Here is a 25,089-nt window from a genome sequence, read left to right as displayed (position 1 = left end):
GCGGCGTAGCTTCGCGACCTGGCACACCGCCGTCAAGGGATCGGCCGCCTTCACATCCCGTATGAGGGCTCTTCGGACTTCCGGTGGGGAGGGGACTCGCGGAGGTAGCTGAGGGCGGGTAGGGGTCGAGGTCCCCGATGATCAGTAGCGACCAAGCAACTGTTCACTCCGAGGACCTCGACGTTGACCAACGCTACGGGGTGCAGCGATGCGCCCACCACCAATCCCTGCGTCCGCTGCGACACACTCCTGGGCATCCCCGAGCTCCATGTGGAGGCCGTGGAGCGTACCGAGACGGCGGTGACGGTCACCGTCTCCACGCCCTGGCAGCTGATGGGATGCCCGACCTGCGGCGTCGTGGCGCCCAGCCGCGGTCGCCGACGGCGCGAGCTGCATGACGTGCCGGGCCTCGTGCCCGTGCGGGTGATCTGGCGGCAGCGCACCTGGCGCTGCCCCGACCCGGACTGCACGAGGGGCACGTTCGTCGAGCAGGTCCCCGCCCTCGTCGCACCGCGGGGCGCGCTCACGGTGCGGGTGGTCGACTGGGCGGTCGGGCAGCTGCGCCGCGAGCATGCCACCGTCCAGGGCCTGGCCCGGCAGCTGGGCGTGGATTGGAAGACGCTGTGGCGCGCGATCAAGCCCCGCCTGGTGGACCTGGCCGCCGACGAGTCCCGCTTCGACGGGGTGGTCAGCCTCGGGGTCGATGAGCACATCTGGCACCACGTAGACCAGCGGCGCCGCGGCCCCAAGGAACTCACCGGCATGGTCGACCTGACCCGCGACACCGACGGCAAGGTCCGCGCCCGCCTGCTCGACCTCGTGCCCGGCCGGTCGAAGAAGGCCTACGCCGACTGGCTCACCGGCCGCAGCACCGACTTCCGTGCCGGGGTCCAGGTCGCCGCACTGGACCCCTTCGCCGGCTACAAGACCGCCATCGCCGACGAGCTCGCCGATGCCACCGCGGTGCTGGACGCGTTCCACGTGGTCAAGCTCGGCACCCAGGCCGTTGATGAGGTTCGTCGACGTGTCCAGCAAGAGACCCTGGGCCACCGCGGGCGCAAGGGAGACCCGCTGTATGGCATCCAGAAGATCCTGCGTGCCGGCGCGGAGAACCTCACCGACCGGCAACTCACCCGGCTGGCAAGAGCGATCGAGGCCGACGAGGCACATCAGGCCGTCTACATCGCCTGGCGCTGCGCCCAGGACCTGCGGGCGGCCTACCGCAGCGCTTGTCGATGCCGCGTGAAGACTGACCCCCTGGTGCCGAGTGAATGTTGACCCCCTCGGACAGAGTGAGGGAGTGATCAACGTGGAGGATTGGGCTGAGATCCGACGGCTGCATCGGTCGGAGGGCATGGCGATCAAGGCGATCGCCCGGCAGGTCGGTGTCGCGCGGAACACCGTGCGGGCGGCGCTGGCGGCCGACACCCCGCCGAAGTACGAGCGCAAGCCGGCCGGGTCGCGCGTGGATGCCTTCGAGGGGCAGATCCGGGCGTTGCTGGCGCAGACGCCGACGATGCCGGCGTCGGTGATCGCGGAGCGGATCGGGTGGGAGCACTCGGCGTCGGTGCTGCGCGCGAGGGTCGCGCAGTTGCGGCCGTTGTTCGCGCCGGCTGACCCGGCCGACCGCACTGAGTACCGGGCGGGGGAGATCGTGCAGTGCGACCTGTGGTTCCCGGCCAAGATCGTGCCCGTGAGCCCGGGGGTGATGGCCGCTCCGCCGGTGCTGACGATGGTCGCGGCGTGGTCGGGATTCATCATGGCCGTGCTGCTGCCCTCGCGGACCACCGGGGACCTGCTCGCGGGGATGTGGCACCTGCTGTCCGGGACGCTGGGCGCGGTGCCCAAGACGCTGGTGTGGGACAACGAGGCCGGCATCGGCCAGCACCACCGGCTCACCGTCGGGGCGCGAGCGTTCGCTGGGACGCTGGGGACCCGGATCTACCAGACCCGGCCCCGTGACCCGGAGGCCAAGGGCGTGGTCGAGCGCGCGAACGGCTACCTGCAGACCTCGTTCCTGCCCGGGCGGACCTTCACCTCCCCGGCCGACTTCAACACCCAGCTCGAGGAGTGGCTCCCGCGGGCGAACCAGCGGACGCTGCGGCGCACCGGGACCCAGCCCGGACTGCAGGTCGGCAACGACGCGGCGGCGATGATGGACCTGCCCCCGGTCGCCCCCTCGGTTGGCATGAGGGACCGGGTGCGGCTGGGCCGGGACTACTACGTCCGCGTGCTGGGCAACGACTACTCCGTCGACCCGACCGTCATCGGCCGCTTCGTCGACGTCACCGCAGGCCTCACCGAGGTGGCAGTGACCTGCGCCGGGCAAGTCGTAGCCGCCCATGAGCGCTGCTGGGACACCCGCCGCACGATCACCGATCCGGCCCACGTGACCGCCGCGGGAGTCCTGCGCCAGACCTACCGAGGCCGCTCGGCCGCCGTGAGCGGGCCGGCGGCCAAGGCCGGGGCGGTGGTCGGGGTCCGGGCCCTGTCGGACTACGACGACCTCTTCTCCCTCACCCCGCCCACCGCAGCGGCTGAGGGCACGGGCCGGCACCTGGAGATCGTGCGATGAGCACCACCACCCGAAGAGACATCGGCAGCGAGGTCGCGTTCCTGGCCCGTGAGCTCAAGACCCCGGTAATCACCGAGACCTTCACCGCGCTGGGAGACCAGGCCCGCGCCGAGGGCTGGTCCCACGAGGAGTACCTCGCCGCCGTCCTGGGCCGCCAGGTCGCCTCCCGGACCGCCAACGGGACCCGGATGCGGATCTCCGCGGCGCACTTCCCCGCCGTCAAGACGATCGAGGACTTCACCTTCGACCACGTCCCGGCCGCCACCCGTGACCTCATCGCTCACCTGGCCACGACCACGTTCATCGCCAAACGCGAGAACCTCGTCCTGCTCGGGCCGCCCGGGACCGGCAAGAGCCACCTCGCCATCGCGCTGGGCATCAAGGCCGCCGAGGCCTCCTACCCCGTCGCGTTCGACACCGCCACGGGATGGATCACCCGCCTGGCCACCGCGCACGCCGAGGGCCGCCTGGACCGCGAGCTGCGCAAACTGAACCGCTACCGGCTCCTGGTGATCGACGAGGTCGGATACCTGCCATTCGACGCCACCGCGGCCTCGCTGTTCTTCCAGCTCATCGCCTCCAGATATGAGACCGGCTCGGTCATCGTCACCTCCAACCTGAGCTTCTCCCGGTGGGGCGAAACCCTCGGAGACGACGTCGTCGCCGCCGCGACCATCGACCGCCTCGTCCATCACGCCCACGTCATCGCCCTGGACGGGGACTCCTACCGCACCCGCGGGCACCGAGCCACCACGCCGCCGCCAGCGAGCACCAACAACTGACCATCAACAACGACCCCGGGGGGTCAACTTTCGATCGGCAACAGGGGGTCAGAGTTCACCCGGCGTTGACAGCGCTGACCTGAGCGCCGGGCGCGCGATGGCCGAGCGCATCCTGGCGATCTTCCACACCTGCCCGGTCCCCGAGATCGCGCGCCTCGGGCGGACGCTACGCCGCTGGAAGGACGCGTTCTTGGCCTACTTCACCACCGAGCGGTCCAACAACGGCGGCACTGAGGCGATCAACGGCATCATCGAGCTCCATCGCCGCCTCGCTCGCGGCTACCGCAACCGGCGACAACTACCGACTCCGCATGCTCCTCGTCGCCGGAGGACTCAAGATCTGATCCCCACCGGAAGTCCGAAGAGCCCGTATGAGGCCTCTGCCCCTCTGATGATCCTGGGTCCTAAGTGCCGGCACACACTGAGCGGCGATGTGAGCCATCGGCGACGTGCGCGCGAGGAGTAGCCAAAGCGCAGGATGGGCTGGTGATCGGACTCTCCCCCTGCAGCCCCAGCCCCCGGCGACCACCGGCCCCCCACCTCACCGCCCTGCTCACTGCCGCCCGTGCAACAGTAGGTGACTCCGTCGCCGCGCTCGCGCCCTGGCGCCGGGAGGCGGTGAGCACCCAGGTGCGGTCGGTGCTCGTCCACGGCAGGCCGGCCACGTCGCTCACGGCGTGGGTGAGCCGGCCGTCCTCGCCGCCGTCGAGGTCGGGAAAGCCGCCGGCGTCGTCTTAGGTGGCGAAGGCGCGTTGTTCGGCCAACCAGGCGGGCGGGACCTGGGAGTCAACTGGCGCCACGCGATCGTCGGCTGGCCGCTGGTCGGCGCGACGCGAGGTTTGCATGGCTCAAAAGGCATATGCGTGCATTGCGACCGAAGGGTGGGACCCGCATTTGAGAGGCCCCACCCGCCACATGTCAGGCCGGCTCGCCTCCGCGTGCTCTTAACTCCGACAAGAGCATAGGTTCCTCGAGCTCCACGCTCCAGTAGTCCCAACCGTTTGCGTCGTCCGCTCCGTCGGCGTGAGCCGCCAGGTCCGGTGTGCGGTACTCGACATCGTCGAGCAGGATCATGCCGTCCTGCGTAACTTCGGCGATGGAGTCCTTCTCGCCGTCAGCCGGTGTGAGGTAGGTACCCGCTGGGATGATCTCTGCATGCACGAGCTCGTCGAAAGATGGCAATTGCGGCTCCGACGTTGAGGCGGCGACCCTGGCTGGTGACGGCGGCTGATAGTTCGGGTCCGAGAGCTTGCGGAAGCCCTCCCGGGTGACTTGGGCCATGAGCTTGCGGCGTGCCACCAGAAACTCTTGGTACTCCATCTCTGTCCAGAGTTCGGGTAGGGCGTGCCACCACATCTGCCTGGACAGTCGCTCATCGCCGATGGTCTTGCCTGCCACCTGCTGGAGCCAGTAGCAGCTGGGCGCCTCGTCGGAGATGTCTATGTTGTCCGACCACTCCACGAGAGCCTGATTGGCGACCTGGTTGATCTGCCGAGTAGTGGTGATGTGGAGGTGTGCTTTGAGGTAGGCCTTTGGGAACAGGTGGTGCTTCTCGACGCCCTTCACCGGGCGCCGAGAAGGGGCGATCCAATCTTTAACCGTTAGGGTCGACAGCAACACCTCGGCGTCCAGGATCGTTAGCGCGGCAAGGTATGCGGTGAACGCCGGGCTCGTCGTGCTTGACGTGTACAAGTTGTCTGGCAGCGTGACACTCCACCAGTCCTCGGTGAGTGTGGTGTCCACCTGGGAGGTGATGACCTCCTTGAAAACCTGGGGTGTGCGTGCCAGCCCATCGAGGCGGTTCAGGTCCTCCTGGGCCCGGGTTTCGGGGCTGCCGGAGAACCGGCCGGTGATTTGGGCCATAAAGTACCAGCGGGCCATAACCTCCCGCAACTCGTCGACTGGCACGTTGAACTCGGTGCGGCCGATCAGCCAGAGTGCGTAGCCGTAGATCACGGTGTTCTTCGAGGTCACCATCGAGCTGGTCCGGATACCAGCGCGCTCAATCACCTTGAGGTATTCGTCCCAGTGCTTGGGATCGAGCGCCCGGGCCTGCCCGTCCTTGAGCTTCTCAAGCTCCCGCTCCCGCTCCTCGGGGACGATCTCACGCGTCCTGGGGTTGCGGCCCCGCAGGGCGTTGTATGCATCACCAAGGGGAGCACGCCGGTTGCCGACGGCGACCACGACACGTAGCACGTGGTTGGCATCGAGGGTCAGGTACGGATTCTTGGGCGTCCAGCGCACATTCTCTCCGGTCGAGCGGGTCATCTCCTGAGGCGTGAACCGCGACCGGCGCGCAAACTCCTCGATCTCGTGGCGACCCTCCTCCCAGAATACCGAGAGCCAGGTCAGGATGAAGTCCGCCGACGACAGAGTGGCTCCCTGCGAGTTGATCCGCACGAAGATGTCGGCCACGGTCTCGCGCGAGACTTGCTCCTTGAGTTGAACGACCTCGAAACTGAACTTGAGCACGTCAGCGAGTTTGTTGATGGCAATCTCCACAGCCCGTTCGGTCCCCCGGTCCAACCGGTCGAGATCACGGGCCCTCTCCAGCCCGTCGAGGTACTTGGACCTTGCGTCGATCGCAGATTCGAACACTTCACGGATGTCCTGGATCCACTCTGAGGACCGCTTGGTTGCACTGTCCGGGACGGAGAACCGCTGCGTCAACGGGTTGAACGAGATGACGATGAGTTCTTCGGAGTAGTCCTCGCGCAGGACTCTCTGGCCGTGGACCACGGCATACAGCGAGGTAAGCCGCTGCTGGCCGTCAACGACCTGCATCGAACTACTTTGAGACTTGGTGTCGATGCCGATCGCTTTCGTGTGCTCGGCGGCCGCGTTTTCCCAGAACATTAATTGCCCCACTGGGAAACCGCGGTACATCGAGTCCACCAGATCCCGAACCTTGGCGTTGCCCCACACGAAGGGCCGCTGGATGTCGGGAAGCCTCACCCGACCGGACGACACTCCAGCGACAAGATCCTGGACGGTCCACGGATGGTGGCCGAAGGTCTCAGCCATGGGTTGCTCCTCGGTTCGGTAGTGGTTTCCGGGGCATGCTCTACGATACTGATTCTCTATCACGCCAAGACGGCCGGTTGACTTGCCGGCCCGGAGGCACACAGCGGGCTCCGCCAGGACGGCCGCGGGCAAGATGGACGCATGGCAACGGATGCGGCGGTCGCCGAAGCGCTCGAGTCGTTGGCTGACCTGACGCTGCCGTATCGGGACGCGGTCCGGCACGTGCCACGGCTTCCCGGGCTGTATGCAATCTATGGCGACGACCCGCGTGGCTCGATCGTGGGCTAAGTCGCACTACGACACCCACCTCTGCATGTCGGAAAAGCGCAGACGAGTCCCAACAGTCGTGATGTGGGCACCCTCGTTGCGGCAGGTAGGACTGGCTCTTCCACCGTCCGACGCACCTTGCCGCTCTACTCTTTGCTGAGCTGAGCTCATGCCCGGTACCGCGTAATCCGGCAAAGCCAGACTGGTGTCAGCCAACGTTGGGCTCGACATTGGCAATCCGCAGCAAGTCTGAGAACACTGACAGAAGTCGAGACGGCGGTGTTCCGCTGCCTTCGCCATCCACTGAATCTCGACAAGGTTGGCGAGCCGGCGGCAGCTTCGGCGAGCCGGGATGCGAATGGCAGACGTGGCGAGGGCACTGGGAATCAACCGACGACCCTGGGACCGGCCCAAGACAGACTCGAACGCTCAGCCGGCTCTTTGAGCGTTCGCCTACCTCAAGGCCGCGAGAAATGGAACAGTCCATCACCCAGCCACCTCCAGCGCCGCGCGGGCCACCTCCTGCCAGACCGCTGTGATGCTCGCAGGCCCCCGGTCCGGGTGCAGCCGGTTGGTCAGCAGCACGACCACGAGCTCCCGTTCCGGGTCGAAGAGGAACTCCGTCCCGGTGAATCCGTTGTGCCCGTACCCGCCGGGCAGGCCGGCGAAGGAGAGCCGGTTGGACCAGAACCCGAGCACCTGCCCGGCGTCGTACTGCGGTTCGAGGAACTGCGCGACGGTCTCCACCGAGGCGAGCCGCGCATCTCCGTATCCGCCGCCGTTGACGAGCGTCTGCCCGTAGATCGCCAGGTCCCGCGCCGTCGAGAACAGACCGGCGTGACCGGCCACGCCCTCCCACCCGTACCAGGCGTTCCCGTCGTTGACCTCCCCCACCAGCGTGTAGTCACGCCAGTCCGTGAACGCCTCCGGCGAGAGGTCGCCGACGATCGGGTACGGGCTACCCGTCTCGATCATCGTGTACTCGTAGGAGTTGCCCAGCGAGGTCGCGGCGATGCGGTCGCGCAGCGCCGGGTCGGGCCGGAACGACGTGTCGGTCATCCCGAGCGGCTCGTGGACGTGCTCGCGCACGTACTCGTCCAGCGGCTGCCCGCTCACCCGCTCGACGATGACGCCTAGCAGCATGAACCCGATGTCCGAGTACCGCCGCTGGCTACCGATCTCGTAGCGCAGGTCGAGCTCGGTGAGGAAGTCGAGCACCTCCTCCTGGTTGCGCCCGTGCAGGTACGTCGGCTGCCACTCCCACAGGCCCGAGCGGTGGGTAATGAGCTGGCGGACGGTGATCGCGCCCTTCTCGTCTTCGAACTCGGGCAGGTGCTCGTCCAGCCGCGAGTCGAGGTCGAGCCGGCCCTCGTCGACGAGCCGCATGACCGCCGCCGTCGTCGCCTCCACCTTGGTGATCGAGGCCATGTCGAAGATCGTGTCGACCGTCGCGGGCCGTGGCTCGGCCAGCAGGTCAGCGCCGTCGTGCGTCTGCGCGTCCCCGAAGGCCTTCTCGTAGACCACCTGACCCCGGTGCGCCACGAGCGCGACGGCGCCGGTGTACCGGTCGGTGTCCTCGAGACCGAGCCGGCTCTTCACCGCCGTGTCGATCCGCGCGAGCACCGCCGGGTCCACCCCCACGTCCGCAGGGTCGACGTCGACGAGCTCGGGGAAGTCGACGCTCACGGACGCGCCCCCGCGCACCACCCGCACCTCCACCGTGTTCTCCCCCGCCTCCACCAGCTCCGAGACGTCGACGACGGCGTCCCGCCCGCGGCCGAGCGCCGCCGTCGCACCCGGCACCACCTCGCCGTTGACGCGCACCTGACCGGCCGCGCGGCCCTCGGCCGCCACCCGCAACGTCGCGTGGCCGTGCGGCGAGTAGAACGTCGCGCTCTGCTCGTCCCTGTCGCGCGGCTCGGCGGACAGCTCGAGCACCACCTGCCCCTCGGGCGGCAGATCGGTCTCAGCCACGGCAGGAGCCCCCGCAGCCAGCGCCAGTGCCGGCACCGCGAGCAGCGCCGCCGCCCGTGCCGTCGTCCTTCTCGTCAGCTCCATCGCTTCCCCCTTGGTCGAGGCGTCCGCCGGCCGGCGGCGCCGTCATCTCACCGCGCCCGGTGCACGGCTCAGCAGCAGCGGCATCCGCCCGCCCTCGCGCTGCGCCACGTGGCACGCCACCGGGTGCGGTGTCCCCGCGTCGGTCAGCGGCGGCACCTGCGCCACGCACACGTCCTCGCGCAGCGGGCAGCGCGGGTGGAAGGTGCAGCCGCTCGGCGGGTCGGCCGGGTTGGGCACCTCCCCCACCACCGTCGCCGAGATCGGCTGCGCGACACTCGGGTCCGGCACCGGCACCGCCCCGCGCAAGCCGTGGGTGTAGGGGTGCAGCGGCTCGTCGAGCACCGGCTTCCACGGCCCAATCTCCACGACCTTGCCGAGGTACATGACCCCGACGTCGTCGCTGATCTGCCGCACCATCGCGACGTCGTGGCTGATGAACACGTAGGACAGGTCGAGCTCGTCGCGCAGCCGCACGAGCAGGTTCATCACCTCCGCCCGCACGGACACGTCGAGCGCGGAGACCGGCTCGTCGAGCAGGACGATCGACGGTTCGACCGCCAGCGCCCGCGCGATCCCCACCCGCTGCCGCTGCCCGCCGGACATCTGGTGCGGGTACCGCTCGGCGAACACGTCGCTCAGGCCCACCATGTCGAGCAGCTCCCGCACCCGCTGCCGCCGGTTGCGCGAGGTGCCGATGCGGTGGACCTCGAGCACCTCGGTGAGCGTCTGCCCCACCGTGCGGCGCGGGTTCAGCGAGGCGTTCGGGTCCTGGAAGACCATCTGGACCCGACGCCGCTGCTCGCGCAGGGCGGCGCCGCGCAGCGCGGTGAGTTCGGTGCCGTCGAGCAGCACCTGTCCCGACGTCGGGTCCTCGAGCCGCACGAGCACCTTGGCCAGCGTCGACTTCCCGCACCCGGACTCGCCGACGATCCCCAGCGTCCGTCCCGGCCGCAGGGTGAGGGACACGCCGTCGAGCGCGTGGACGACGGCGCCCGGGTCACGCGAGCCGCGGACCGGGTAGTGCTTGACGAGGTCGACCGCTTCGAGCATCAGGTCCACTCCTCCGGGGGCACCCAGCACCGGGTGAGGCTCTCGCCGCGCCGGATGAGCGGCGGCTCCTCGAGGCACACGTCGCGCGCCTGCGGGCAGCGCGGCCGGAATGGGCAGCCCTCGATGTGGTCCGTGGGCAGCGCGGGCCGGCCGGGGATCTGCGCGAGGGCGGGGCGCTCGTCGTCCGCGGGGTTGGGCAGGGAGGCGAGGAGCCGCTCGGTGTAGGGGTGCTGCGGGGCGGCGAAGAGCCGCTCCACCGGCGCGTCCTCCACCACCCGCCCGGCGTACATGACGACGACGCGCTGCACGAGCCGCGCGACGACGCCGAGGTCGTGAGTCACCCAGATCGTCATCATCCCCAGCTCGGCCTGCAGCTCGGCGACGAGCGCGAGGATCTGCTGCTGGATGGTGACGTCGAGCGCCGTCGTCGGCTCGTCGGCGATGAGCAGGGTGGGCCGCAGTGCGAGGGCCATCGCGATGACGACGCGCTGGCGCATCCCGCCGGAGAACTCGTGCGGGTAGGCGCGCACGGTGCGCGCCGGGTCGGGGATGCCCACGCGGGCGAAGAGCTCGACGCAGCGCTCACGCGCCTCGGCCTTGGGCACCCCGTGCGCGCGCAGCGCCTCGACCACCTGGTCGCCCACCCGCATGAGCGGGTTGAGGGAGGTCATCGGGTCCTGGTAGACCATGGCGATCTCGCGGCCGCGCAGGTCGCGGATCTCCTCCTCGCGCAGGCCGGCGAGGTCGCGGCCCTGGAAGGTGACGCTGCCGCCGGTGATCTCCAGCGGCCGGGACAGCAGCCGCATGAGTGCGAGCATGGTGAGCGACTTGCCCGAGCCGCTCTCCCCCACGACGCCGACGATCTCCCCCCGCCGCAGCTGGAGGTCGACGCCGTGGACGATCTCGACGTCGTCCTTGCCACGGGCGCTCACCCGCAGGTCCTGGACGTCGAGCAGCACCTCAGCGGTCATCGAGCCCCCTCCGTGGCCGTCCGCAGCCGCAGGCGACGCGGCTCCTGCGCCACCGGCTCAGGCAGACGCAGGGGGCCGGCGCCCGGCGTGATGCTGCCGAGGATCCGCGCGCCGCGCGCGCCGGTGGCCGAGGGCACGGTCGCGGGCAGGCCGTGGGCGGTGCACCAGCCGAAGAGGGCGAAGGCGATCGCCTCCTTCGCGTCGGCCGGGAGGCCGAGCACGTCGGTGGTGAGCACCTCGACGCCGGGCACCTCCTTGGCGAGCATCCGCAGCATCGTCGGGTTCGCCGCCCCGCCCCCGGAGGCGAGCACCCGGGTGACGCCGTGGGCGCGCAGCTCGTCCGCCACCGTGCGGGCGGTGAGCGCGGTGAGGGTGGCGAGCAGGTCCGGGGTGCTCAGCTCGCGGCCGTGCTCCTCCAGCGCCGCCCGGAGGTAGCCGGCGTGGAAGAGCTCCTTGCCGGTGCTCTTCGGCGCCGGCTGGGCGTAGTAGTCGTCGCGCAGCAGCAGCGCGAGGAGGTCCTCGTCCACCGTGCCGGTCGCGGCGATCGCGCCGCCGGCGTCGTAGCCGGCCGGGTGGGCGCCGCGGTCGAGGATGGCGACGTCGAGCAGCGCGTTGGCGGGCCCGGTGTCGTAGGCGAGCACTCCCCGCGGGCCGACGACGGTGATGTTGGCGATCCCGCCGAGGTTGAGCGCCGCCGCGGTCCCCTCACCGTCGGCCAGCACGAGGGAGTCGAGGAAGGAGACGAGCGGGGCGCCGTGCCCGCCGGCCGCGACGTCCCGCGCCCGCACGTCCGCCACCACCGGCACGCCGGTGGCCTCGGCGACCCACGCCGGCTGCCCGAGCTGCAGCGTCCCGAGTGCCCGCCCGCCCTCCACCCAGTGGTAGACGGTCTGCCCGTGGGAGCAGATGAGGTCCACCGGCCCGGCCGCCGCGATCGCGCCCGCCGCCGCGGCAGCGAAGGCCTGCCCGATGAGCGTGTCGAGCTCGCACACCTCCGCGAGCGTCGTCCCGGCCGGCGGCAGCGCGGCGAGCAGCCGGGCACGCAGCCCAGGCTCGTACGGTGCGCTCCCCGTGTGCAGGACGGTGCCGACGAGCGCCGTCGCGTCGTCGTCGTCCACGTCGTAGTCGACGACGGCGACGTCGATGCCGTCGTGGGAGGTGCCGGAGATCATGCCGAGGACTCTCATCGGTTCCCTTCGTTCTTCGGGTCGAGGGCGTCGCGCAGGCCGTCACCGAGGAGGTTGAGCCCGACGACGAGGAGCACGATGACGGCGCCCGGCGCGGCCATGGTCCACCACGCCGTCGTCACGAGGGAGCGGGCCTCGAGGACCATCGACCCGAGCGACGGCGTGGGCGGCGGGGTGCCGAGCCCGAGGAAGCTGAGGGAGGCCTCGGTGAGCACGGCCCAGGACAGCGAGAGCGTCACCTGGACGATGACGATCGCGGTGATGCTCGGCAGCACGTGCCGCAGCAGGATCCGCGCCGTCGAGAAGCCGAGCACGGTGCCGGCCTTGACGAACTCCGCCTCCCGCAGCGAGAGCACCGGCCCGCGCGTGACGCGGACGAAGATCGGGGTGTAGACGATGGCGATCGCGACGGCAATGGTGAGCCAGCTGCGCGAGACGGCCGCGGCGAGCGCGAGCGCGAGGAGCAGCGGCGGGAAGGCGAACAGCACGTTCGTCAGCCCGAGGATCGCGCGGCCCGACCACCCGCTGAAGTAACCCGCCACCAGCCCCGCGGTGGTGCCGACGAGCGTGGCGAGGGCGACGGCGACGACTGCGATGCGCAGCGAGTTCGCCGCCCCGGCGGCGGCGCGGGCGAAGACGTCGCGGCCGAACTGGTCGGTGCCGAACCAGTGCTCGCCCGAGGGGCCCTGCATCCGCACGGCCGGGTCCTGCGCGACGGGATCGCCGAACACGCCGAGGGTCGCGGCGAGCGCGATGCCGACGACGAGCACGGTGAGGAGCGCGCCGACCAGCCCGTTGCGGCTGGCGAGCACCCGCTTGACCGCGCCACCGAGGCGGCGGCTGCGGACGGGGACGTCGGCGGTGATCTCGGCGGTCATGTCTGCCTCACCCTCGGGTCGACGACGCGGTACAGGACGTCGGTGAGCAGGTTGACGAGCACGAAGGACAGCGCGATGACGAGGACGGTGCTCTGCACCAGGGCGAACTCCTGCTGGTGCATGCCGGTGAGCACCTGGCGACCGATCCCCGGCACGGAGAACACCTCCTCGACGACGACCGCGCCACCGAGCAGGTAGCCGAACTGGATGCCGGTCATCGTGAGGATCGGGACGGTCGCGTTGCGCAGCACGTGACGGAACTGGACGACGCGCGGCTTGACGCCCTTGCCGCGGGCGGTGCGCACGAAGTCCTGCGTCTGGACCTCGAGGATCGCCGAGCGCGCCGTGCGCATGATCGGCGCGGCCAGCCCGAAGCCCAGGACGAGCGCGGGCATGAGCATCTGCTGGAGGTTGAGCCACGGGTCGCTGAAGAGGGTGGCGAACTGCTCGGCGTTGGGGTTGTAGCCGAGGAAGCGCGCCGACGTCGCCAGGAGTACCGAGGCGAGCAGGAACGCCGGGATCGACAGGCCGGCGAGACCGACGAGCTGGCCGCTCGCGTCGCGCACCGAGTTCGGCCTCGAGGCCGACCAGATCGCCAGCGGGACGCCGATCGCGATCCCGAGGATCGTCGAGATGACGGCGAGCTCGATGGTCACCGGCAGGGACGCCGCCGTCATCTCCAGCACCGACTGCCCGGTGCGGGTGGAGACGCCGAGGTTGCCGGTGAGCACGTTGCCGAGCCAGGTGAAGAACTGGACGACGAGCGGCTGGTCGAGCCCGTAGTACGCCTCCAGCGCCTCGCGCTGCGCGGGGGTGAGCGCCGCGGCCTCGGTGCCGAGGGACGCGGTGATCTGGTCCCCCGGCAGCGCCCGCATCATGATGAAGACGAGGACGGCGACGCCGAGCAGCGTGCCCAGGGCCTCGAGGACCCGGCGCAGCACCGGGTGCTGGATGACGACGCGCATGCCGGCGATCAGCCGAGGGTGGTCTCGCGCAGGCTCTGCAGCGACCCGTTGGCCATCGGGACGAAGCCCTCGACGTCGGCCTGCGTCGCGGTGAAGCTGTAGGAGCTGAAGAGCCAGATCCACACCGCGTTGTCCTCGAGCTCCTGGGAGACCTCGTCGTAGATCGCGCGCCGCTCCTCCGGGTCGGCGGTCTGCCGGCCCTGGGCGAAGAGCTCGTCGAGGGTGTCGGAGCTGTATCCGGCCACCTGGTTGAGGTTGCCCGTCGAGGGGAAGTAGCGCCCGTACATCCCCTCCGGGTCGGGCCGCCCGCCGTTGAGGGCGACGGCGGCGGTGAAGTCCGCGGCCACCCACCGGTCGACGTACGCGCCGATCTCGAGGACCTCGAGGTTGACGGTGATACCCGCCTCGGCGAGCTGGGCCTGGATGTTCTGCGCCTCGTTGACCGAGGTGGCGTACTCACCCTGGGAGACCATGACGTCGAGCTCCAGGCCGTCCTCGTAACCCGCCTCGGCGAGGTACTCGCGGGCCTGGTCGTAGTCCCGCTCGGGGCACGGGCGGGCGTCCGGGTCGGAGAGGTAGGCCGGGGAGGTGATCGGGCCGATGACCTCGCCGGCGCCCTGCGCGGCGGTGTCGAGGACCTCCTGGCGGTCGATGGAGCACTGGATGGCGAGGCGGACGTTGACGTCGTCGAGCGGCGCCTGCCGGCCGTTGAGCTGCAGCGCGTGGTAGGCGAGCTGCGGCGTCTCGGTGATCTCGACGCCTCCGCTCTCCGCGCTCTGCGCGACGAGCGGGTCGTCGAAGACGGCGAGGTGGACGTTGCCGGACTGCAGCGCCGAGACGATCGACGTCTCGTCGGGGATGACACGGAACTCCACGGCCTCGAGCTCCGGTGCCCCGCCCCAGTAGTCCGCGAAGGACGTCACGGTGAGGGACTGGTTGGGCGTGCGGTCACCGAGCTCGAAGGGTCCGGTGCCGTTGGCCGCGGTGGTGAGGTCCTGCTCGGTGTCCTCCGAGGAGAGGATCGCGAGGTTGACGCTCGCCAGGCCGGCGAGGATCGAGGAGTCCGGCGCGGAGAGGCTGAGGACCACGGTGGAGGGGTTGGGTGCCTCGACGGACTCGACCGAGCCGAGGGTCGCGGCGGCGACGGCGGCGGTCTCCTCGGCCATGACCGACTCGAGGGAGTGGACGACGTCACCGGCGTCAAGGTCGGAGCCGTCGTGGAAGGTCACGCCCTCGCGCAGGGTGAAGGTCATCGTCAGGCCGTCCTCGGAGACCTCCCACTCCTCGGCGAGGCCGGGGACCACCTCGAGGTCGGCGTCGAGCTCGGTGAGGGTGCCGTAGAGGTTGGTGAGGACGTCGATGGCCTGGAACTGGGTCGCCTTCCAGGGGAAGAGCGTGTCCGGGTCGCTGGTGACACCGACGACGAGGGTGTCGCCTCCGCCGTCGTCGTCCGACCCACCGTCGTCGCCGCCGCCGGAGCAGCCGGCGAGGACGAGAGCCGTCGCGGCGAACGCTGCCGCCGCACGGACTGGTGACCTGTGGACGTTCCTCATGCTGACCTCCCCGTCAGACGGCATCGACGCCGCTCGCATGTCCCGGTCCTCACCGGGTCAGACGCCACTGTCCCGCGCACCTATGCCTGCGTCAAGTTCTTCCACGTCCGAGGCTCCTACGTAAGTCTCTTGTCTCGCACCGTGGTGGTGGGAAAGCAGCCGTTCGCGCGCCTCCACCGTCGGACGTGCGTCGACTGCGAGGGCGACTGTCACTCGCGCCTGGCTACGGCAGCCCTGCGCGGTCGAACTCCTGCTGAAGGCGTGGTCGACGACGGTGAGACTCGCGCAGCTGGGCGACGAACCGGTCGACACCGGCAGCCTCGTCGCTGCCGGCGGCAAGGTGCCGCATCCTCGCGAGGCGTCGCGCGGCGGCGCGGTAGCGCTGCGCGTCGGCTTGCGTGAGGTCACGCTCGACCAGCCGGCCGAGAACGGGCAGGACGGCCAGTGGGTCGGTCTTCGCGTACTCCTTGGCAAGCCGCTCCCAGACGTCGTCGGCCTCCAGCGCCAGCGAGTGGGCGATCTCCCAGGCGAGCTCGACCTCCTTGAGGGGGTGGAGCGCGAAGAGCACGGCGTCGCGCGGGCTGGCGGAGAGCCGCTCCATGACCTCCTCGCGATGAACCGGCCACGCGTCTCTGGCATCCCGGTGGAGCGCGGCCGCGGTGCTCGACGTCGGCCAGCGACGGAAGACCTCGACACGCGCCTCGAGCAGCTCCGCCGGGCGGTGCTCGGCGAGCAGCGTGCACCAGTAGTCGGCGGCCCGGAGCGACTGGTGGCCGAGATCGAAGCGCGCCGCCTGTCTGGCCCAGTCGATGGCCAGGTCGAACGCGCCGATCTCCTCGAACGCCTCAGCCGTGTCCTGCAGCCACGCGGCGACCTTCCGGTCCCGGGCGTGGGTGCGGATGATCGCCTCGACGTCACGGTGAAGGACCGCCAGCCGGCGCTCGTTCCACTCGAGGACCCAGCGCTCGTGCCGGTTCGGGACCCCCCACGGCTCGGCGTTGGCGGGCACCGGCCCGAGGCCGTCGGAGATCTCCGCGAGTCGCGCCCGGTATGTGGCCACTCCCTGGTCCCCGAGTGCCGCGGCGTAGGCGACGGGGTCGAGCTCGAAGTAGTCGACGTCGCCGTCGAACTGGAACGCGATCATCCAGTCGACGAGCTTGCGGGACGGGACATGCGCGGCAGCGGCCGCCTTCGGGTGGAGGTCGAGCAGGCGGCGGCAGGCATCGCCGATGATGCCGCTGGAGTCGTCGGCACGCGCGATCACCTTGACCGCCGACGCCAGTGCCTTGTGGGTGACGGCGTACACGGTGGCCGGATCCTCCGACTTGACGGCGTCCTCGAGGATGTCGACGGCATCGTGCATCTGGGTGCCGTGCGCATTGGCCGCGCTCCACCGATGAAGGTCGGCACGGGTGCGGATGAGGGGCAGGACTGCGTCGGCCAGGTGTGGCGAGGTCACGGGACCCGATCCTCCATGTCTCCGTCGGCCTTCACAAGAAGCCGGAGCTTCGGCACGACCGGACAGTTTCGCGGCGTCTCGGGTGCGCTGCACAAGGGCCGCGTCCGAGGGTGACCGCCTCTCAGCCTGCGGCTCGGCCGAGCCCGTCCACCGACGCCCCGTGCGGGCCGGTGAGCGCCCGCGGGACACCGCCGACGGCAAGGAGGAACCTCCCGTCGGCGCGGTCCCGCGCCGTCCACACCTCCGGCAGCACCGCCTGGCCCTCGTTGCTCATCCAGTGCCCGGGCAGGTCGGTGACCAGGTCGACGAATCCGTCGCGGACGTCGGCGGGCACGTAGGCGAGCACCGCGCTGTGGAACACGACGAGTGTCGCGTCCGCGGGTGCGGTGGCCGCGAGCGCGGGGAGGTCGGTAAGCAGGTCGCCACGGACGATGGCGGGCGGCTCGCGGCGGGCGACGTCGAGCGCGGCCGCCAGCCGACGCCGTCGGAGCTCCTGCCCCGGCCAGACGAGGGTCTCGAGCCAGGCGCGTGCGTCGGCGTCGGTGACGTCCACCGGCGCCAGGTCGAGGCCCGCACGCCACGCGACCTGCGGCATCGCCGTCGGCGCGGTGACTCCCTCCCCGAGCCGGCACTCGAGGACGACGTCGGATGGCCCGTCGTCGGGGTCGAGCGAGGTACCGTCGTCGTACCGGTAGGAGTAGCGGTCCGGGAGGAGGCACAGCCCGGCGGAGGCGCCCACCTCGAGGAGGGCGAGCGGCTGGGGCAGCTCGGCGAGGAACGGCAGGAGGGTGGCGCAGCGGCCGGCCTCGTTCGTCTGGGTCGCGCGGCTGAGGATCGTCTCGCGCACGGCGGGCCAGCCGTCGAGCAGCGTCTCGCGCACGGACCGGTACTCCTCCCCCGCCCCGTGCCAGCGTGCGGCGGCGAGGACGAGGTTGGGCTGCCGTTTTCCCGGCGGCAGCGTCTCGAGCCGCGCCAGCACCGCGGCGTCCTCCGCGATCCGGCTTGCCCACGCCTCGTAGACCGGTGAGGCGCCGCGGGCTTCCCGCTCGGCGAAGAGCCGGTAGACCTCGGCGACGGGTCGCTGTCCCTGGTGGATGGTCGGGTCCATCTGTCCGAGTCTGCATCAGGCACGACGACCGGGGCTGCGAGACCTACCGGCCGAGCGGGGACCGGGCGCAGAGTCCCGCCGCGAGGTGTCCCCCTCGGCGACCATCCGGTTCACCTCGTCGAGGGCGATGCGGATGGTGTCGCCGTACGGGCCCTCGGAAAGTGCTGCGAGGTGCCGTGAGGCCTCGGCAAGCTGGTCGGCAGCCGCGGAGAACGCGCTCAGGCGGCGGAGGTCATCGGCGAGGTTGAGGTAGAGGCTCGGGTAGAAGCCGGCAACCTCGAGGTCTGCGTGGTGCTGCTGGAGGCGCTCGTTGCTCAGCGCGTGCGCAGCATCGAGTGCACGGACGTCCCACATGAGCGACTCGGCGGGGTGGTCGACGAGGTCCGCGAGATGGTGCGCGAGCGTGCAGCGATGGAGCGCGTCGCCTGCCACACCGATGTCATGCCAGATGGCGAGGAGGTTCCCACGTGCCCGCTCCACGTCCCCTCGGTGCGCGCGGACGACGGCCGCGTTGATCGCCTCCATCGTGGGGTCGGGGGTGACGTGTGCTGCGGTCATGGCGAGATCCGTCCGTGCGCTCGGTCCAGGGCCACCGATCTTGCCGGAGCGCGGTCGCGCAGCACACCGGATCTGCGGCGAGATGATCCTCGCCCGCGTCGCGGCGGCCCTGCTGGTGCGGCGCGCGCCATGGGGTGGCGCGCCGGTCTCGTGGTTCTCGGGGCCGCGACGGCGCTTCGAGGACATCGTCATGACCGGTTCCATCGACCACGACGACGGCGCACCCACCTGGGCAGGGAGGCTGCGCCGCCGTCGTCCTCAGTGTGAGAACACGACGCCGTCACTCCCCCACGAGCAGGACGTCACCGACGTCGCAGTCCAACGCCTCGCAGATCGCGGTGAGCGTGGTGAAGCGGATCGCCCGCGCCCGGTCGTTCTTGAGGACTGAGAGGTTGACGACGGTGATGCCGACCCTGTCGGCCAGCTCGGTCAGCGTCATGCCCCGTTCCGCGAGCAGCTCGTCGAGCCGGCAGTGGATCCGGTGCCCGTCGTCGAGGTCGGCCGGGCTCACACGAGTCCTGCCAGCTCACGCTCCTTGACGGCGCCCTTGCGCCACACCGTGCCGAGCACCACCAGGGCCAGCCCGGCCGCGACGGCGCCCCACGGGACGGCGGACAGATCGAAGGCGGGGATCTCGGCGCGCGCGCCGAACTGCGAGGTCTCCAGCACCCACCGGTAGAGCAGCCAGGTGGCGAGGGCGAGCAGCGGCCCGCCCAGCGCGATGACGGCGCCTGCGACCGTGAGCTTGTGCGCGCTGGCGAGACTGAACACCTCCCGACGGCGGCTCTGGGCGACGGCGGTGGCGAGCCACCACCACAGGACGGCCATGACGAGCAGCGGGATGACGGTGAGCGCGGCGTGCACGACGTGCTGCCACCCGGACGGGAAGAACTGCAGGACCCACCCGATGTTCACGTCACCCTGGTTGCGGAACCCCATGCCGTTGGCCTCGTGGGCCGCGAGCATCATGTTCTGCCGCATGGCGTCGACGAGGCGGTCCACGGTGCCGTCGGTGAAGTAGGCGCCCATCCGTATGCCGCCGTACAGGGCGTCGGTCGGCCCGAACTGCGTGCGCAGGAACCCGCCGGACAGCTCGGCGATCCAGTGCCTCACGGCGTTCGGCAGCACCCACAGCAGGGCGCTCGCCACCAGGACACCGGACCACACCTTGAGCAGCAGCTCCAGCAGTCGGCTCATGGCCGGCCCCCTTATCGAATGGCGATAATATCGGCAGACGATATGCCCCGGAGGACGCGGGCACAAGACCCTTTGCGTGCGGCGCTACCGGCGCTCCGCCTCCGCGAACAGCTCCGTCTCCCGCCACCGGCCGAACCGGTAGTAGAGGAAGGCGATCGCGCTGCTGACGATGAAGCTCGCCCCCATGCCCAGGGCGATGCCGCTCTCCCCGGAGAGGCGGGCGAACAGTGCGGTGAGCGGGAAGCGCAGCACCCAGAAGGAGATGATGTTGAGCACGAGCACCTGGTACATCGCGCCGGCCGCCCGCACCACGCCGTTGAGGACGAAGTTGATCCCGAGGAACGGGTAGCACAGCGCCACGATGCGCAGGTACTGGGTGCCGAACTCGACGGCGTCGGGCTCGCGGACGAACAGGGACACCGCCGGCCGGGCGAGCGCCACGACCACCAGGGCCACCGCCGTCATGATCGCGAGGTTGTACACGACACCCACGCGGGAGACGCGGCCCACCCGGTCCCAGTTGCCGGTGCCGATGTTCTGCCCGGCCATGCTCGAGACTGAGATCCCCAGCGCCTGGGCGGGCAGCATGATGAGCGAGTCGATCCGCTGCGCGGCGCCGTACCCGGCGAGGACGGCGGGGCCGAAGCCCGTCACCACGCTCGTGATCGCCGCGGCGCCGGCCGAGATCACCGCCATCTGCAGGCCCGCCGGGATCCCCAGGCGCAGGATCGTGCGCACCTCGGCCCCCGCGGGCAGGGTGGGCCGCCGGAACGGGACGAGCCGCCGTCGGGTCACGTGGACCAGGCCGTAGCCGAACGCGATCCCCTGCGACAGCACGGTCGCGACGGCGGCGCCTCGGACGCCCAGCCCGAGCACGTGGATGAGGAGCGGGTCGAGGACGACGTTGAGCAGCACCGCGACCAGCACGAACCGCATGGGCGTGCGGCTGTCCCCCACCGCCCGCAGCACGGTGCTGAGGAAGGTGTACCCGAAGAGGAACGGGATCCCGAGGAAGGTGATGCGCAGGTACTCCTGCGCCGGCGCGACGATCTCCTCCGGCGTCCCGAGCAGCCCGAGCAGGCCCCCGGAGAGCCCGTAGCCGAGGGCGCCGACCACCACGGACAGCACGAGCAGCGTGACGACGAAGGCGTTGAGGTAGCGCTCCAGGCCGCGCTCGTCCGCGCGCCCCCGCTGCTGGGACAGGATCGTCAGGGCCGCGTTGTTCATCCCGATGACGAAGGACAGCGCGGTGAAGACGATGACGGCGGAGACGGCGACGGCGGCGAGCGCGTCCGCGCCGAGCAGGTTGCCGATCCAGAGGCTGTCGACGATCTGGAAGGACGTCTGGAGCAGGTTCGCCGCCATGATCGGCGCCGAGAAGACGACAAGCTGCCGCAGCGTGCTGCCCTGGGTGAAGTCGTGTCCCCGCCCCGTCCGGGTCATGCTCCTCAGCCCCCTCCGAAGCGCGCGCGGCCCGGTCCCGGGACGGCGTCACTATAGGCAGAGACCGGGGCGCGGGGCCGTACGGAGGCCGCTGCGGGTGCCGGCTCCGTAGGCTGGCTGCCATGGCCGAGCTCACCGTCCTCCACAACACCCGTTGCTCCACCTCCCGGCACGCCGTCGACGCCGTCGCGGACGCTGGGGTCGACGCCGAGGTCGTGCAGTACCTCAGGACACCGCTGGACCGGGCACAGCTGCTCGACCTCGTCGCCAAGCTCGAGGACCCGCCGGCGGACCTCGTCCGCAAGGACGCGTTCTTCGCCGAGCAGGGCCTGTCTGCAGACGACATCACGACGGCGGAGCAGGTGGCCGACCTGCTCGTCCAGCACCCGCGGCTCATGCAGCGTCCCGTTCTCGTCCGTGGCGACCGGGCCATCATCGGCCGCCCGAAGGACCGGGTGGCCGCCTTCCTCGCCGACGGCTGAGGGGCCCGCCGCCGGGCTCAAGGCCACGAAGACCGGCGTCACCTTCTCCCCGCGCAAGCCGATCCCGGACCAGCTCGTCGAACGGCTGGTGAGCGCCTCACGTGCGGAAGCCGGGGTCTGACGCCTCAGCCGCGCTCCACGTAGGGCAGCAGGCTCGAGCCGTCCCCCATCGACCCCTCGGAGATGACGCCCAGCGACCCGTCCTGGTGCAGCACCACGGCCTGGGCCCCGGCGCGGGAGCCCTGGCTGGACTGCCGGGCGGCGGTGTGGACGTCGGCCTCGGTCAGCCGGTGCCGGCGCAGCGCCCGGTGCTGGATCTCGCCGTCGTAGTACAGCAGCACGGGCGGGGAGTCCATGACCCGCCGCATGAACGTCCACCGGGCCCGCCCGGCGGCCAGGACCCACTGCAGCAGCACGAGCAGCGCGAGGGCCGCCAGTGCCTGGGCGAGGCTGACGTCGACGGCGGTGATCACCCGCCCGAAGGCCGAGCCGAGCGTCACCGCGATGATGAAGTCCAGCGGCGTCATCTTCGCCATCGTCCGGGGCCCGGTCGCCCGCAGCATGAGGAGGAGCACGAGGTAGCCCACCGTGGCGATGAGCAGGGTGTGCAGGATCGGCGACCATCCGGTCCAGAAGTAGTCGAGGTTCATCTCGCCACCCTCGCACCGCCGCCGCTCACGGGCGAGGCGGTGAGCGCGCCGGCCAGATCCGGGACGGACCAGCGTGGGGCGGTGGGCCGAAGGTCCGCGGAGGCGTCACCATGGTCACGTGGAGACCATCCCGCTCCGGTCGGCGCGTGGCCGCTGGGTGGTGCTCGCCGCGACCCTCGCGTCGGCGATCGCCTTCCTCGACGGCACCGTCGTCAACGTCGCGCTGCGGCCCATCGCGCTCGACCTCGACGCGACGCTGGTGGACCTGCAGTGGGTGGTCAACGCGTACATGCTCGCGCTGGCCTCGCTCATCCTCGTCGGTGGCTCCCTCGGGGACCGGCTGGGCCGGCGGCGGGTCTTCGTCGTCGGGATCGCGTGGTTCGGCGCCGCGTCGGTCGCGTGCGGACTGGCGCAGAGCATCGAGCAGCTCGTCGTCGCCCGCGGGCTGCAGGGCATCGGCGCGGCCCTGCTGACGCCGGGCAGCCTCGCGCTCATCCAGTCCCTCATCGCCGAGGAGGACCGCGCCCGCGCCATCGGCTACTGGTCGGCGTGGTCGGGCGTGGCGGGCGCCGTCGGGCCGCTGCTCGGGGGCTGGCTCGTGGAGACGCTCTCCTGGCGGTGGGTGTTCTTCATCAACGTGCCGGTGGCCGCGGTCGTCATCGCGATCGCGGTGCTGCGGGTGCCGGAGTCGAACCCGGCGGCCGTGCGCGGGCGCTTCGACGTGCCCGGAGCGGCGTTGGGCGTCGTCGCGCTCGGCGGCATCACCGTCGCCCTCATCCAGGGCGTGTGGGTGGCGGCGGCGGTCGGAGCGGTGGCGGCGGTGGCCTTCGTCGCCGTCGAGGCGCGGACGCGCCGCCCCATGGTCCCGCTGCGACTGTTCGCGCACCGGACGTTCTCGGTGGTCAACGTCGCGACGTTCCTCATCTACGCGGCGCTCGGCGCGGTGATGTTCTTCCTCGTCCTCCACCTCCAGGTGGTCGTGGGGTACAGCCCGCTCGCCGCCGGCGCGGCGACGATCCCGTTCACGCTGCTCCTGCTCGTCTTCTCCCCTCGCGTGGGCACCCTCCTCGCCCGCGTCGGTCCCCGCCCGCTCATGACGCTCGGCCCGGCCGTCGCCGCCGTCGGGGTCGCGCTCCTCACCGGCATCCCCGACGACGACGCCTCCTACCTCACCGACGTGCTGCCCGGCGTCGTCGTCTTCGGCGCGGGAATCACGCTGCTCGTCACGCCGCTGACGGCGACCGTCCTCGCCGCCGCGCCCGCCGAGCACGTGGGCCTGGCGAGTGGCGTCAACAACGCCGTCGCGCGTGCCGCCGGCCTGTTGTCCGTGGCGGCGCTGCCCGCACTCGTCGGTCTCGACGGTGAGCTGGCGCCCGACACCTTCGGTGCGGGCTACGTCGCGGCCATGTGGTGGTGCGCGGCGCTGCTCCTCCTCGGGGCCGCGGTCTGCGGGGTGCTCCTGCCGGGCAGGCGCACGCGGACCGCGGTCGTCACCGCGTGACGCGTGGCCGCCCCGGTGCCGCCCCCGTTCTCGCTGAGCGAGGGCGACGCGGCCGGCCCCGAGGGGGCGGCCCGGGTCGCCGCGTGCTCAGCGCACCAGTGCCGCAACCTGCCAGACCATCCCGGAGCCCTTGAGAACCTGTCGCATGCCCCGGGCCTCCACGGCGCCGACCATCGCCACCGGCGGGTGCGCGAACGCGCGGTACTCGCGGCCCAGCACGCTGGACGTCGCGTTCTGTGCGGCCACGAAGGCGCGCGTGACGAAGTTCCGGGGTGGGTGACTGAACGCCAGCCGGCCACGGCAGAGGTCCGCCGCCGCGCCCAGCAGCCGCTCGAAGTCGGGGTAGCAGCACACGACGCGGTGGAGGACGACGACGTCGGCAAGCTCCACGTCGTCGGCGTCGGCCGCGATGTCGGTGACGTGCCGGAACGCCCTGTCGGCGACGCCCGCCTCCTGCGCCAGGCGCCTCGCCTCGACGTCGTACGCCGGTGAGAGCTCGAGCGTGGTCGCGCTCGCCGCCCCGCGCCTCAGCAGCTCGATGCCGATCTCGCCGACCCCACCGCCGATGTCGAGCACCGTGGCCCCGGCGACGCCGTCGACAGCCAGGAAGTCGACCATCTGCCTCGCGGCCGTGTCGAGGCCACGCCGGCGGAACCGCCTCGCCGCGTACCGGGCGAAGCCGGCACCGAACATCTGGTCGCACCCGTGCGGGTCGCAGCACCCGGCCATGGGACCAGTCTGCACCCGCAGTCGGCCGGCACGGGCGGTTCCGCGCACGTCTCGTCGCAGGACGCGCAGCACGCCCGGCCGGCCGCTCGCCTTGTCCGTACGCAGGCTGCCATGGCCGAGCTCACCGTCCTCCACAACACCCGCTGCTCCACCTCTCGCCACGCCCTCGACGCGGTCGCGGACGCGGGGGTCGACGCCGAGGTCGTGCACTACCTCAAGACGCCGCTGGACCGGGCGCAGCTGCTCGACCTCATTGCCACGCTCGAGGACCCGCCCGCTGATCTCGTCAGCAAGGACGCGTTCTTCGCCGAGCAGGGTCTGGCCGCGGACGACATCACGACGGCGGAGCAGGTGGCCGACCTGCTCGTCCAGCACCCCCGGCTCATGCAGCGTCCCGTCCTCGTCCGCGGCGACCGTGCCGTCATCGGCCGTCCCAAGGACCGGGTCGCGGCGTTCCTCGCGAAGGGCTGGTGAGGGCCTCGCGCCCGGAAGGCGGGGTCTGACGGAAGGGGCGGTGTGCGGGAGACGTGAGACTGATCCACCGCATGAATCAGTCTCACGTCTCCCGCACCTGTATCCCGTGGCTGGCCGAGTCAGGCACCTCGCCCGCGAGGACGGGCCCGGGTGTCACTGCCCCTCGCTACGGTGCCAC

General features: G+C 71.0%; 21 protein-coding genes and 2 pseudogenes. 7 read left to right on the top strand and 16 right to left on the bottom strand.

The annotated features are described in order from the left end of the window. Nucleotides 1-183: 183 nt before the first annotated feature. The 4 genes and pseudogenes from DSZ44_RS01525 to DSZ44_RS01510 form a co-directional block, all read left to right on the top strand. A pseudogene (locus tag DSZ44_RS01525) lies at nt 184-1,227 on the top strand (ISL3 family transposase); the annotation flags it as partial. A gap of 73 nt (nt 1,228-1,300) precedes the next feature. After that, nucleotides 1,301-2,575 (top strand): IS21 family transposase, encoded by a 1,275-nt coding sequence (gene istA / locus DSZ44_RS01520; RefSeq protein ID WP_110850817.1) that lies wholly within the window; start codon nt 1,301-1,303, stop codon nt 2,573-2,575. Next, nucleotides 2,572-3,357 carry an IS21-like element helper ATPase IstB gene (gene istB / locus DSZ44_RS01515; RefSeq protein ID WP_110850816.1) on the top strand — a complete coding sequence of 262 codons (786 nt, stop codon included), beginning with the start codon at nt 2,572-2,574 and terminating at the stop codon, nt 3,355-3,357. The genes istA and istB overlap by 4 nt, the downstream gene beginning before the upstream one ends. Before the next feature lie 94 nt (nt 3,358-3,451). Then, nucleotides 3,452-3,701, top strand: a pseudogene (locus DSZ44_RS01510) (transposase); the annotation flags it as partial. A 574-nt stretch (nt 3,702-4,275) separates the two neighbouring features. On the opposite strand, the gene DSZ44_RS01505 reads toward DSZ44_RS01510, so the two are convergent. The 14 genes from DSZ44_RS01505 to DSZ44_RS01440 all read right to left on the bottom strand — a co-directional run bounded on the left by DSZ44_RS01505 (nt 4,276) and on the right by DSZ44_RS01440 (nt 21,075). Then, complete coding sequence (locus DSZ44_RS01505) at nt 4,276-6,381, bottom strand: GmrSD restriction endonuclease domain-containing protein (protein ID WP_110850815.1); 2,106 nt, start codon at nt 6,379-6,381, stop codon at nt 4,276-4,278. 753 nt (nt 6,382-7,134) lie between these two features. Next, entirely contained in the window at nt 7,135-8,706 is a 1,572-nt protein-coding gene (locus DSZ44_RS01500) for a serine hydrolase domain-containing protein (protein WP_112133029.1), read from the bottom strand. 42 nt (nt 8,707-8,748) lie between these two features. Next, nucleotides 8,749-9,756, bottom strand: a complete 1,008-nt coding sequence (locus DSZ44_RS01495) for an ABC transporter ATP-binding protein (protein WP_110850814.1) — start codon at nt 9,754-9,756, stop codon at nt 8,749-8,751. Beyond that, entirely contained in the window at nt 9,756-10,727 is a 972-nt protein-coding gene (locus DSZ44_RS01490) for an ABC transporter ATP-binding protein (RefSeq protein ID WP_110850813.1), read from the bottom strand. Before DSZ44_RS01490 ends, DSZ44_RS01495 begins: the two co-directional genes overlap by 1 nt. Next, nucleotides 10,724-11,914: an anhydro-N-acetylmuramic acid kinase gene (locus DSZ44_RS01485; RefSeq protein ID WP_110850812.1), complete on the bottom strand. Its 1,191-nt coding sequence runs from the start codon at nt 11,912-11,914 to the stop codon at nt 10,724-10,726. Before DSZ44_RS01485 ends, DSZ44_RS01490 begins: the two co-directional genes overlap by 4 nt. Further along, the gene (locus DSZ44_RS01480) at nt 11,911-12,792 is read right to left on the bottom strand and encodes an ABC transporter permease (protein ID WP_110850811.1); all 882 of its coding nucleotides are present in this window, start codon (nt 12,790-12,792) and stop codon (nt 11,911-11,913) included. The genes DSZ44_RS01485 and DSZ44_RS01480 overlap by 4 nt, the downstream gene beginning before the upstream one ends. After that, a complete protein-coding gene (locus tag DSZ44_RS01475) occupies nt 12,789-13,757 on the bottom strand; it encodes an ABC transporter permease (RefSeq protein WP_110850810.1) in 969 nt (322 codons plus the stop codon). Before DSZ44_RS01475 ends, DSZ44_RS01480 begins: the two co-directional genes overlap by 4 nt. An 8-nt stretch (nt 13,758-13,765) precedes the next feature. Further along, nucleotides 13,766-15,310 carry an ABC transporter substrate-binding protein gene (locus DSZ44_RS01470; protein WP_110851294.1) on the bottom strand — a complete coding sequence of 515 codons (1,545 nt, stop codon included), beginning with the start codon at nt 15,308-15,310 and terminating at the stop codon, nt 13,766-13,768. 223 nt (nt 15,311-15,533) lie between these two features. Beyond that, nucleotides 15,534-16,769: a DUF6880 family protein gene (locus DSZ44_RS01465; RefSeq protein ID WP_181424496.1), complete on the bottom strand. Its 1,236-nt coding sequence runs from the start codon at nt 16,767-16,769 to the stop codon at nt 15,534-15,536. Between the two features lie 121 nt (nt 16,770-16,890). Further along, nucleotides 16,891-17,877, bottom strand: a complete 987-nt coding sequence (locus DSZ44_RS01460) for a DUF2332 domain-containing protein (protein WP_110850809.1) — start codon at nt 17,875-17,877, stop codon at nt 16,891-16,893. Nucleotides 17,878-17,892: 15 nt separating this feature from the next. Further along, nucleotides 17,893-18,435: a hypothetical protein gene (locus tag DSZ44_RS01455; RefSeq protein ID WP_110850808.1), complete on the bottom strand. Its 543-nt coding sequence runs from the start codon at nt 18,433-18,435 to the stop codon at nt 17,893-17,895. A gap of 280 nt (nt 18,436-18,715) precedes the next feature. Continuing rightward, a complete protein-coding gene (locus DSZ44_RS01450) occupies nt 18,716-18,946 on the bottom strand; it encodes a helix-turn-helix domain-containing protein (RefSeq protein WP_110850807.1) in 231 nt (76 codons plus the stop codon). Next, complete coding sequence (locus DSZ44_RS01445) at nt 18,943-19,632, bottom strand: hypothetical protein (protein ID WP_110850806.1); 690 nt, start codon at nt 19,630-19,632, stop codon at nt 18,943-18,945. Before DSZ44_RS01445 ends, DSZ44_RS01450 begins: the two co-directional genes overlap by 4 nt. Nucleotides 19,633-19,716: 84 nt before the next feature. Next, nucleotides 19,717-21,075, bottom strand: coding sequence for an MATE family efflux transporter (locus DSZ44_RS01440; RefSeq protein ID WP_110850805.1), 1,359 nt, complete (start codon nt 21,073-21,075; stop codon nt 19,717-19,719). 122 nt (nt 21,076-21,197) lie between these two features. Here DSZ44_RS01440 and DSZ44_RS01435 point away from each other — a divergent pair, with 122 nt between their 5' ends. Continuing rightward, nucleotides 21,198-21,557, top strand: coding sequence for an ArsC/Spx/MgsR family protein (locus DSZ44_RS01435; protein ID WP_110850804.1), 360 nt, complete (start codon nt 21,198-21,200; stop codon nt 21,555-21,557). A 125-nt stretch (nt 21,558-21,682) separates the two neighbouring features. On the opposite strand, the gene DSZ44_RS01425 is transcribed toward DSZ44_RS01435, so the two are convergent. Further along, nucleotides 21,683-22,207 carry a DUF421 domain-containing protein gene (locus tag DSZ44_RS01425; protein WP_110850803.1) on the bottom strand — a complete coding sequence of 175 codons (525 nt, stop codon included), beginning with the start codon at nt 22,205-22,207 and terminating at the stop codon, nt 21,683-21,685. A gap of 118 nt (nt 22,208-22,325) precedes the next feature. Here DSZ44_RS01425 and DSZ44_RS01420 point away from each other — a divergent pair, with 118 nt between their 5' ends. Beyond that, nucleotides 22,326-23,708, top strand: coding sequence for an MFS transporter (locus DSZ44_RS01420; protein WP_258369133.1), 1,383 nt, complete (start codon nt 22,326-22,328; stop codon nt 23,706-23,708). Nucleotides 23,709-23,795: 87 nt separating this feature from the next. On the opposite strand, the gene DSZ44_RS01415 is transcribed toward DSZ44_RS01420, so the two are convergent. Beyond that, complete coding sequence (locus DSZ44_RS01415; protein WP_110851291.1) at nt 23,796-24,437, bottom strand: methyltransferase domain-containing protein; 642 nt, start codon at nt 24,435-24,437, stop codon at nt 23,796-23,798. Nucleotides 24,438-24,548: 111 nt separating this feature from the next. On the opposite strand from DSZ44_RS01415, the gene DSZ44_RS01410 reads away from it, so the two are divergent. Next, nucleotides 24,549-24,911 carry an ArsC/Spx/MgsR family protein gene (locus DSZ44_RS01410; RefSeq protein WP_110850802.1) on the top strand — a complete coding sequence of 121 codons (363 nt, stop codon included), beginning with the start codon at nt 24,549-24,551 and terminating at the stop codon, nt 24,909-24,911. Nucleotides 24,912-25,089: the final 178 nt, after the last annotated feature.

Origin of the sequence: Georgenia satyanarayanai (assembly GCF_900116375.1) — a bacterium.
Lineage (GTDB): Bacteria > Actinomycetota > Actinomycetes > Actinomycetales > Actinomycetaceae > Oceanitalea > Oceanitalea nanhaiensis.
Note: the sequence above shows the minus strand (reverse complement) of the source record. Positions and strands in the feature narration are given on the sequence as shown.

What these genes read in the sequence shown, in the direction of transcription:
- DSZ44_RS01485 (WP_110850812.1), bottom strand. Translation starts at nt 11,914, where the DNA reads ATGAGAGTCCTCGGCATGATCTCCGGCACCTCCCACGACGGCATCGAC.
- DSZ44_RS01440 (WP_110850805.1), bottom strand. Translation starts at nt 21,075, where the DNA reads ATGACCCGGACGGGGCGGGGACACGACTTCACCCAGGGCAGCACGCTG.
- DSZ44_RS01435 (WP_110850804.1), top strand. Translation starts at nt 21,198, where the DNA reads ATGGCCGAGCTCACCGTCCTCCACAACACCCGTTGCTCCACCTCCCGG.
- DSZ44_RS01505 (WP_110850815.1), bottom strand. Translation starts at nt 6,381, where the DNA reads ATGGCTGAGACCTTCGGCCACCATCCGTGGACCGTCCAGGATCTTGTC.
- istB (WP_110850816.1), top strand. Translation starts at nt 2,572, where the DNA reads ATGAGCACCACCACCCGAAGAGACATCGGCAGCGAGGTCGCGTTCCTG.
- DSZ44_RS01455 (WP_110850808.1), bottom strand. Translation starts at nt 18,435, where the DNA reads ATGACCGCAGCACACGTCACCCCCGACCCCACGATGGAGGCGATCAAC.
- DSZ44_RS01425 (WP_110850803.1), bottom strand. Translation starts at nt 22,207, where the DNA reads ATGAACCTCGACTACTTCTGGACCGGATGGTCGCCGATCCTGCACACC.
- DSZ44_RS01475 (WP_110850810.1), bottom strand. Translation starts at nt 13,757, where the DNA reads ATGCGCGTCGTCATCCAGCACCCGGTGCTGCGCCGGGTCCTCGAGGCC.
- DSZ44_RS01500 (WP_112133029.1), bottom strand. Translation starts at nt 8,706, where the DNA reads ATGGAGCTGACGAGAAGGACGACGGCACGGGCGGCGGCGCTGCTCGCG.
- DSZ44_RS01445 (WP_110850806.1), bottom strand. Translation starts at nt 19,632, where the DNA reads ATGAGCCGACTGCTGGAGCTGCTGCTCAAGGTGTGGTCCGGTGTCCTG.
- DSZ44_RS01415 (WP_110851291.1), bottom strand. Translation starts at nt 24,437, where the DNA reads ATGGCCGGGTGCTGCGACCCGCACGGGTGCGACCAGATGTTCGGTGCC.
- DSZ44_RS01495 (WP_110850814.1), bottom strand. Translation starts at nt 9,756, where the DNA reads ATGCTCGAAGCGGTCGACCTCGTCAAGCACTACCCGGTCCGCGGCTCG.
- DSZ44_RS01470 (WP_110851294.1), bottom strand. Translation starts at nt 15,310, where the DNA reads ATGAGGAACGTCCACAGGTCACCAGTCCGTGCGGCGGCAGCGTTCGCC.
- DSZ44_RS01410 (WP_110850802.1), top strand. Translation starts at nt 24,549, where the DNA reads ATGGCCGAGCTCACCGTCCTCCACAACACCCGCTGCTCCACCTCTCGC.
- DSZ44_RS01460 (WP_110850809.1), bottom strand. Translation starts at nt 17,877, where the DNA reads ATGGACCCGACCATCCACCAGGGACAGCGACCCGTCGCCGAGGTCTAC.
- DSZ44_RS01490 (WP_110850813.1), bottom strand. Translation starts at nt 10,727, where the DNA reads ATGACCGCTGAGGTGCTGCTCGACGTCCAGGACCTGCGGGTGAGCGCC.
- DSZ44_RS01480 (WP_110850811.1), bottom strand. Translation starts at nt 12,792, where the DNA reads ATGACCGCCGAGATCACCGCCGACGTCCCCGTCCGCAGCCGCCGCCTC.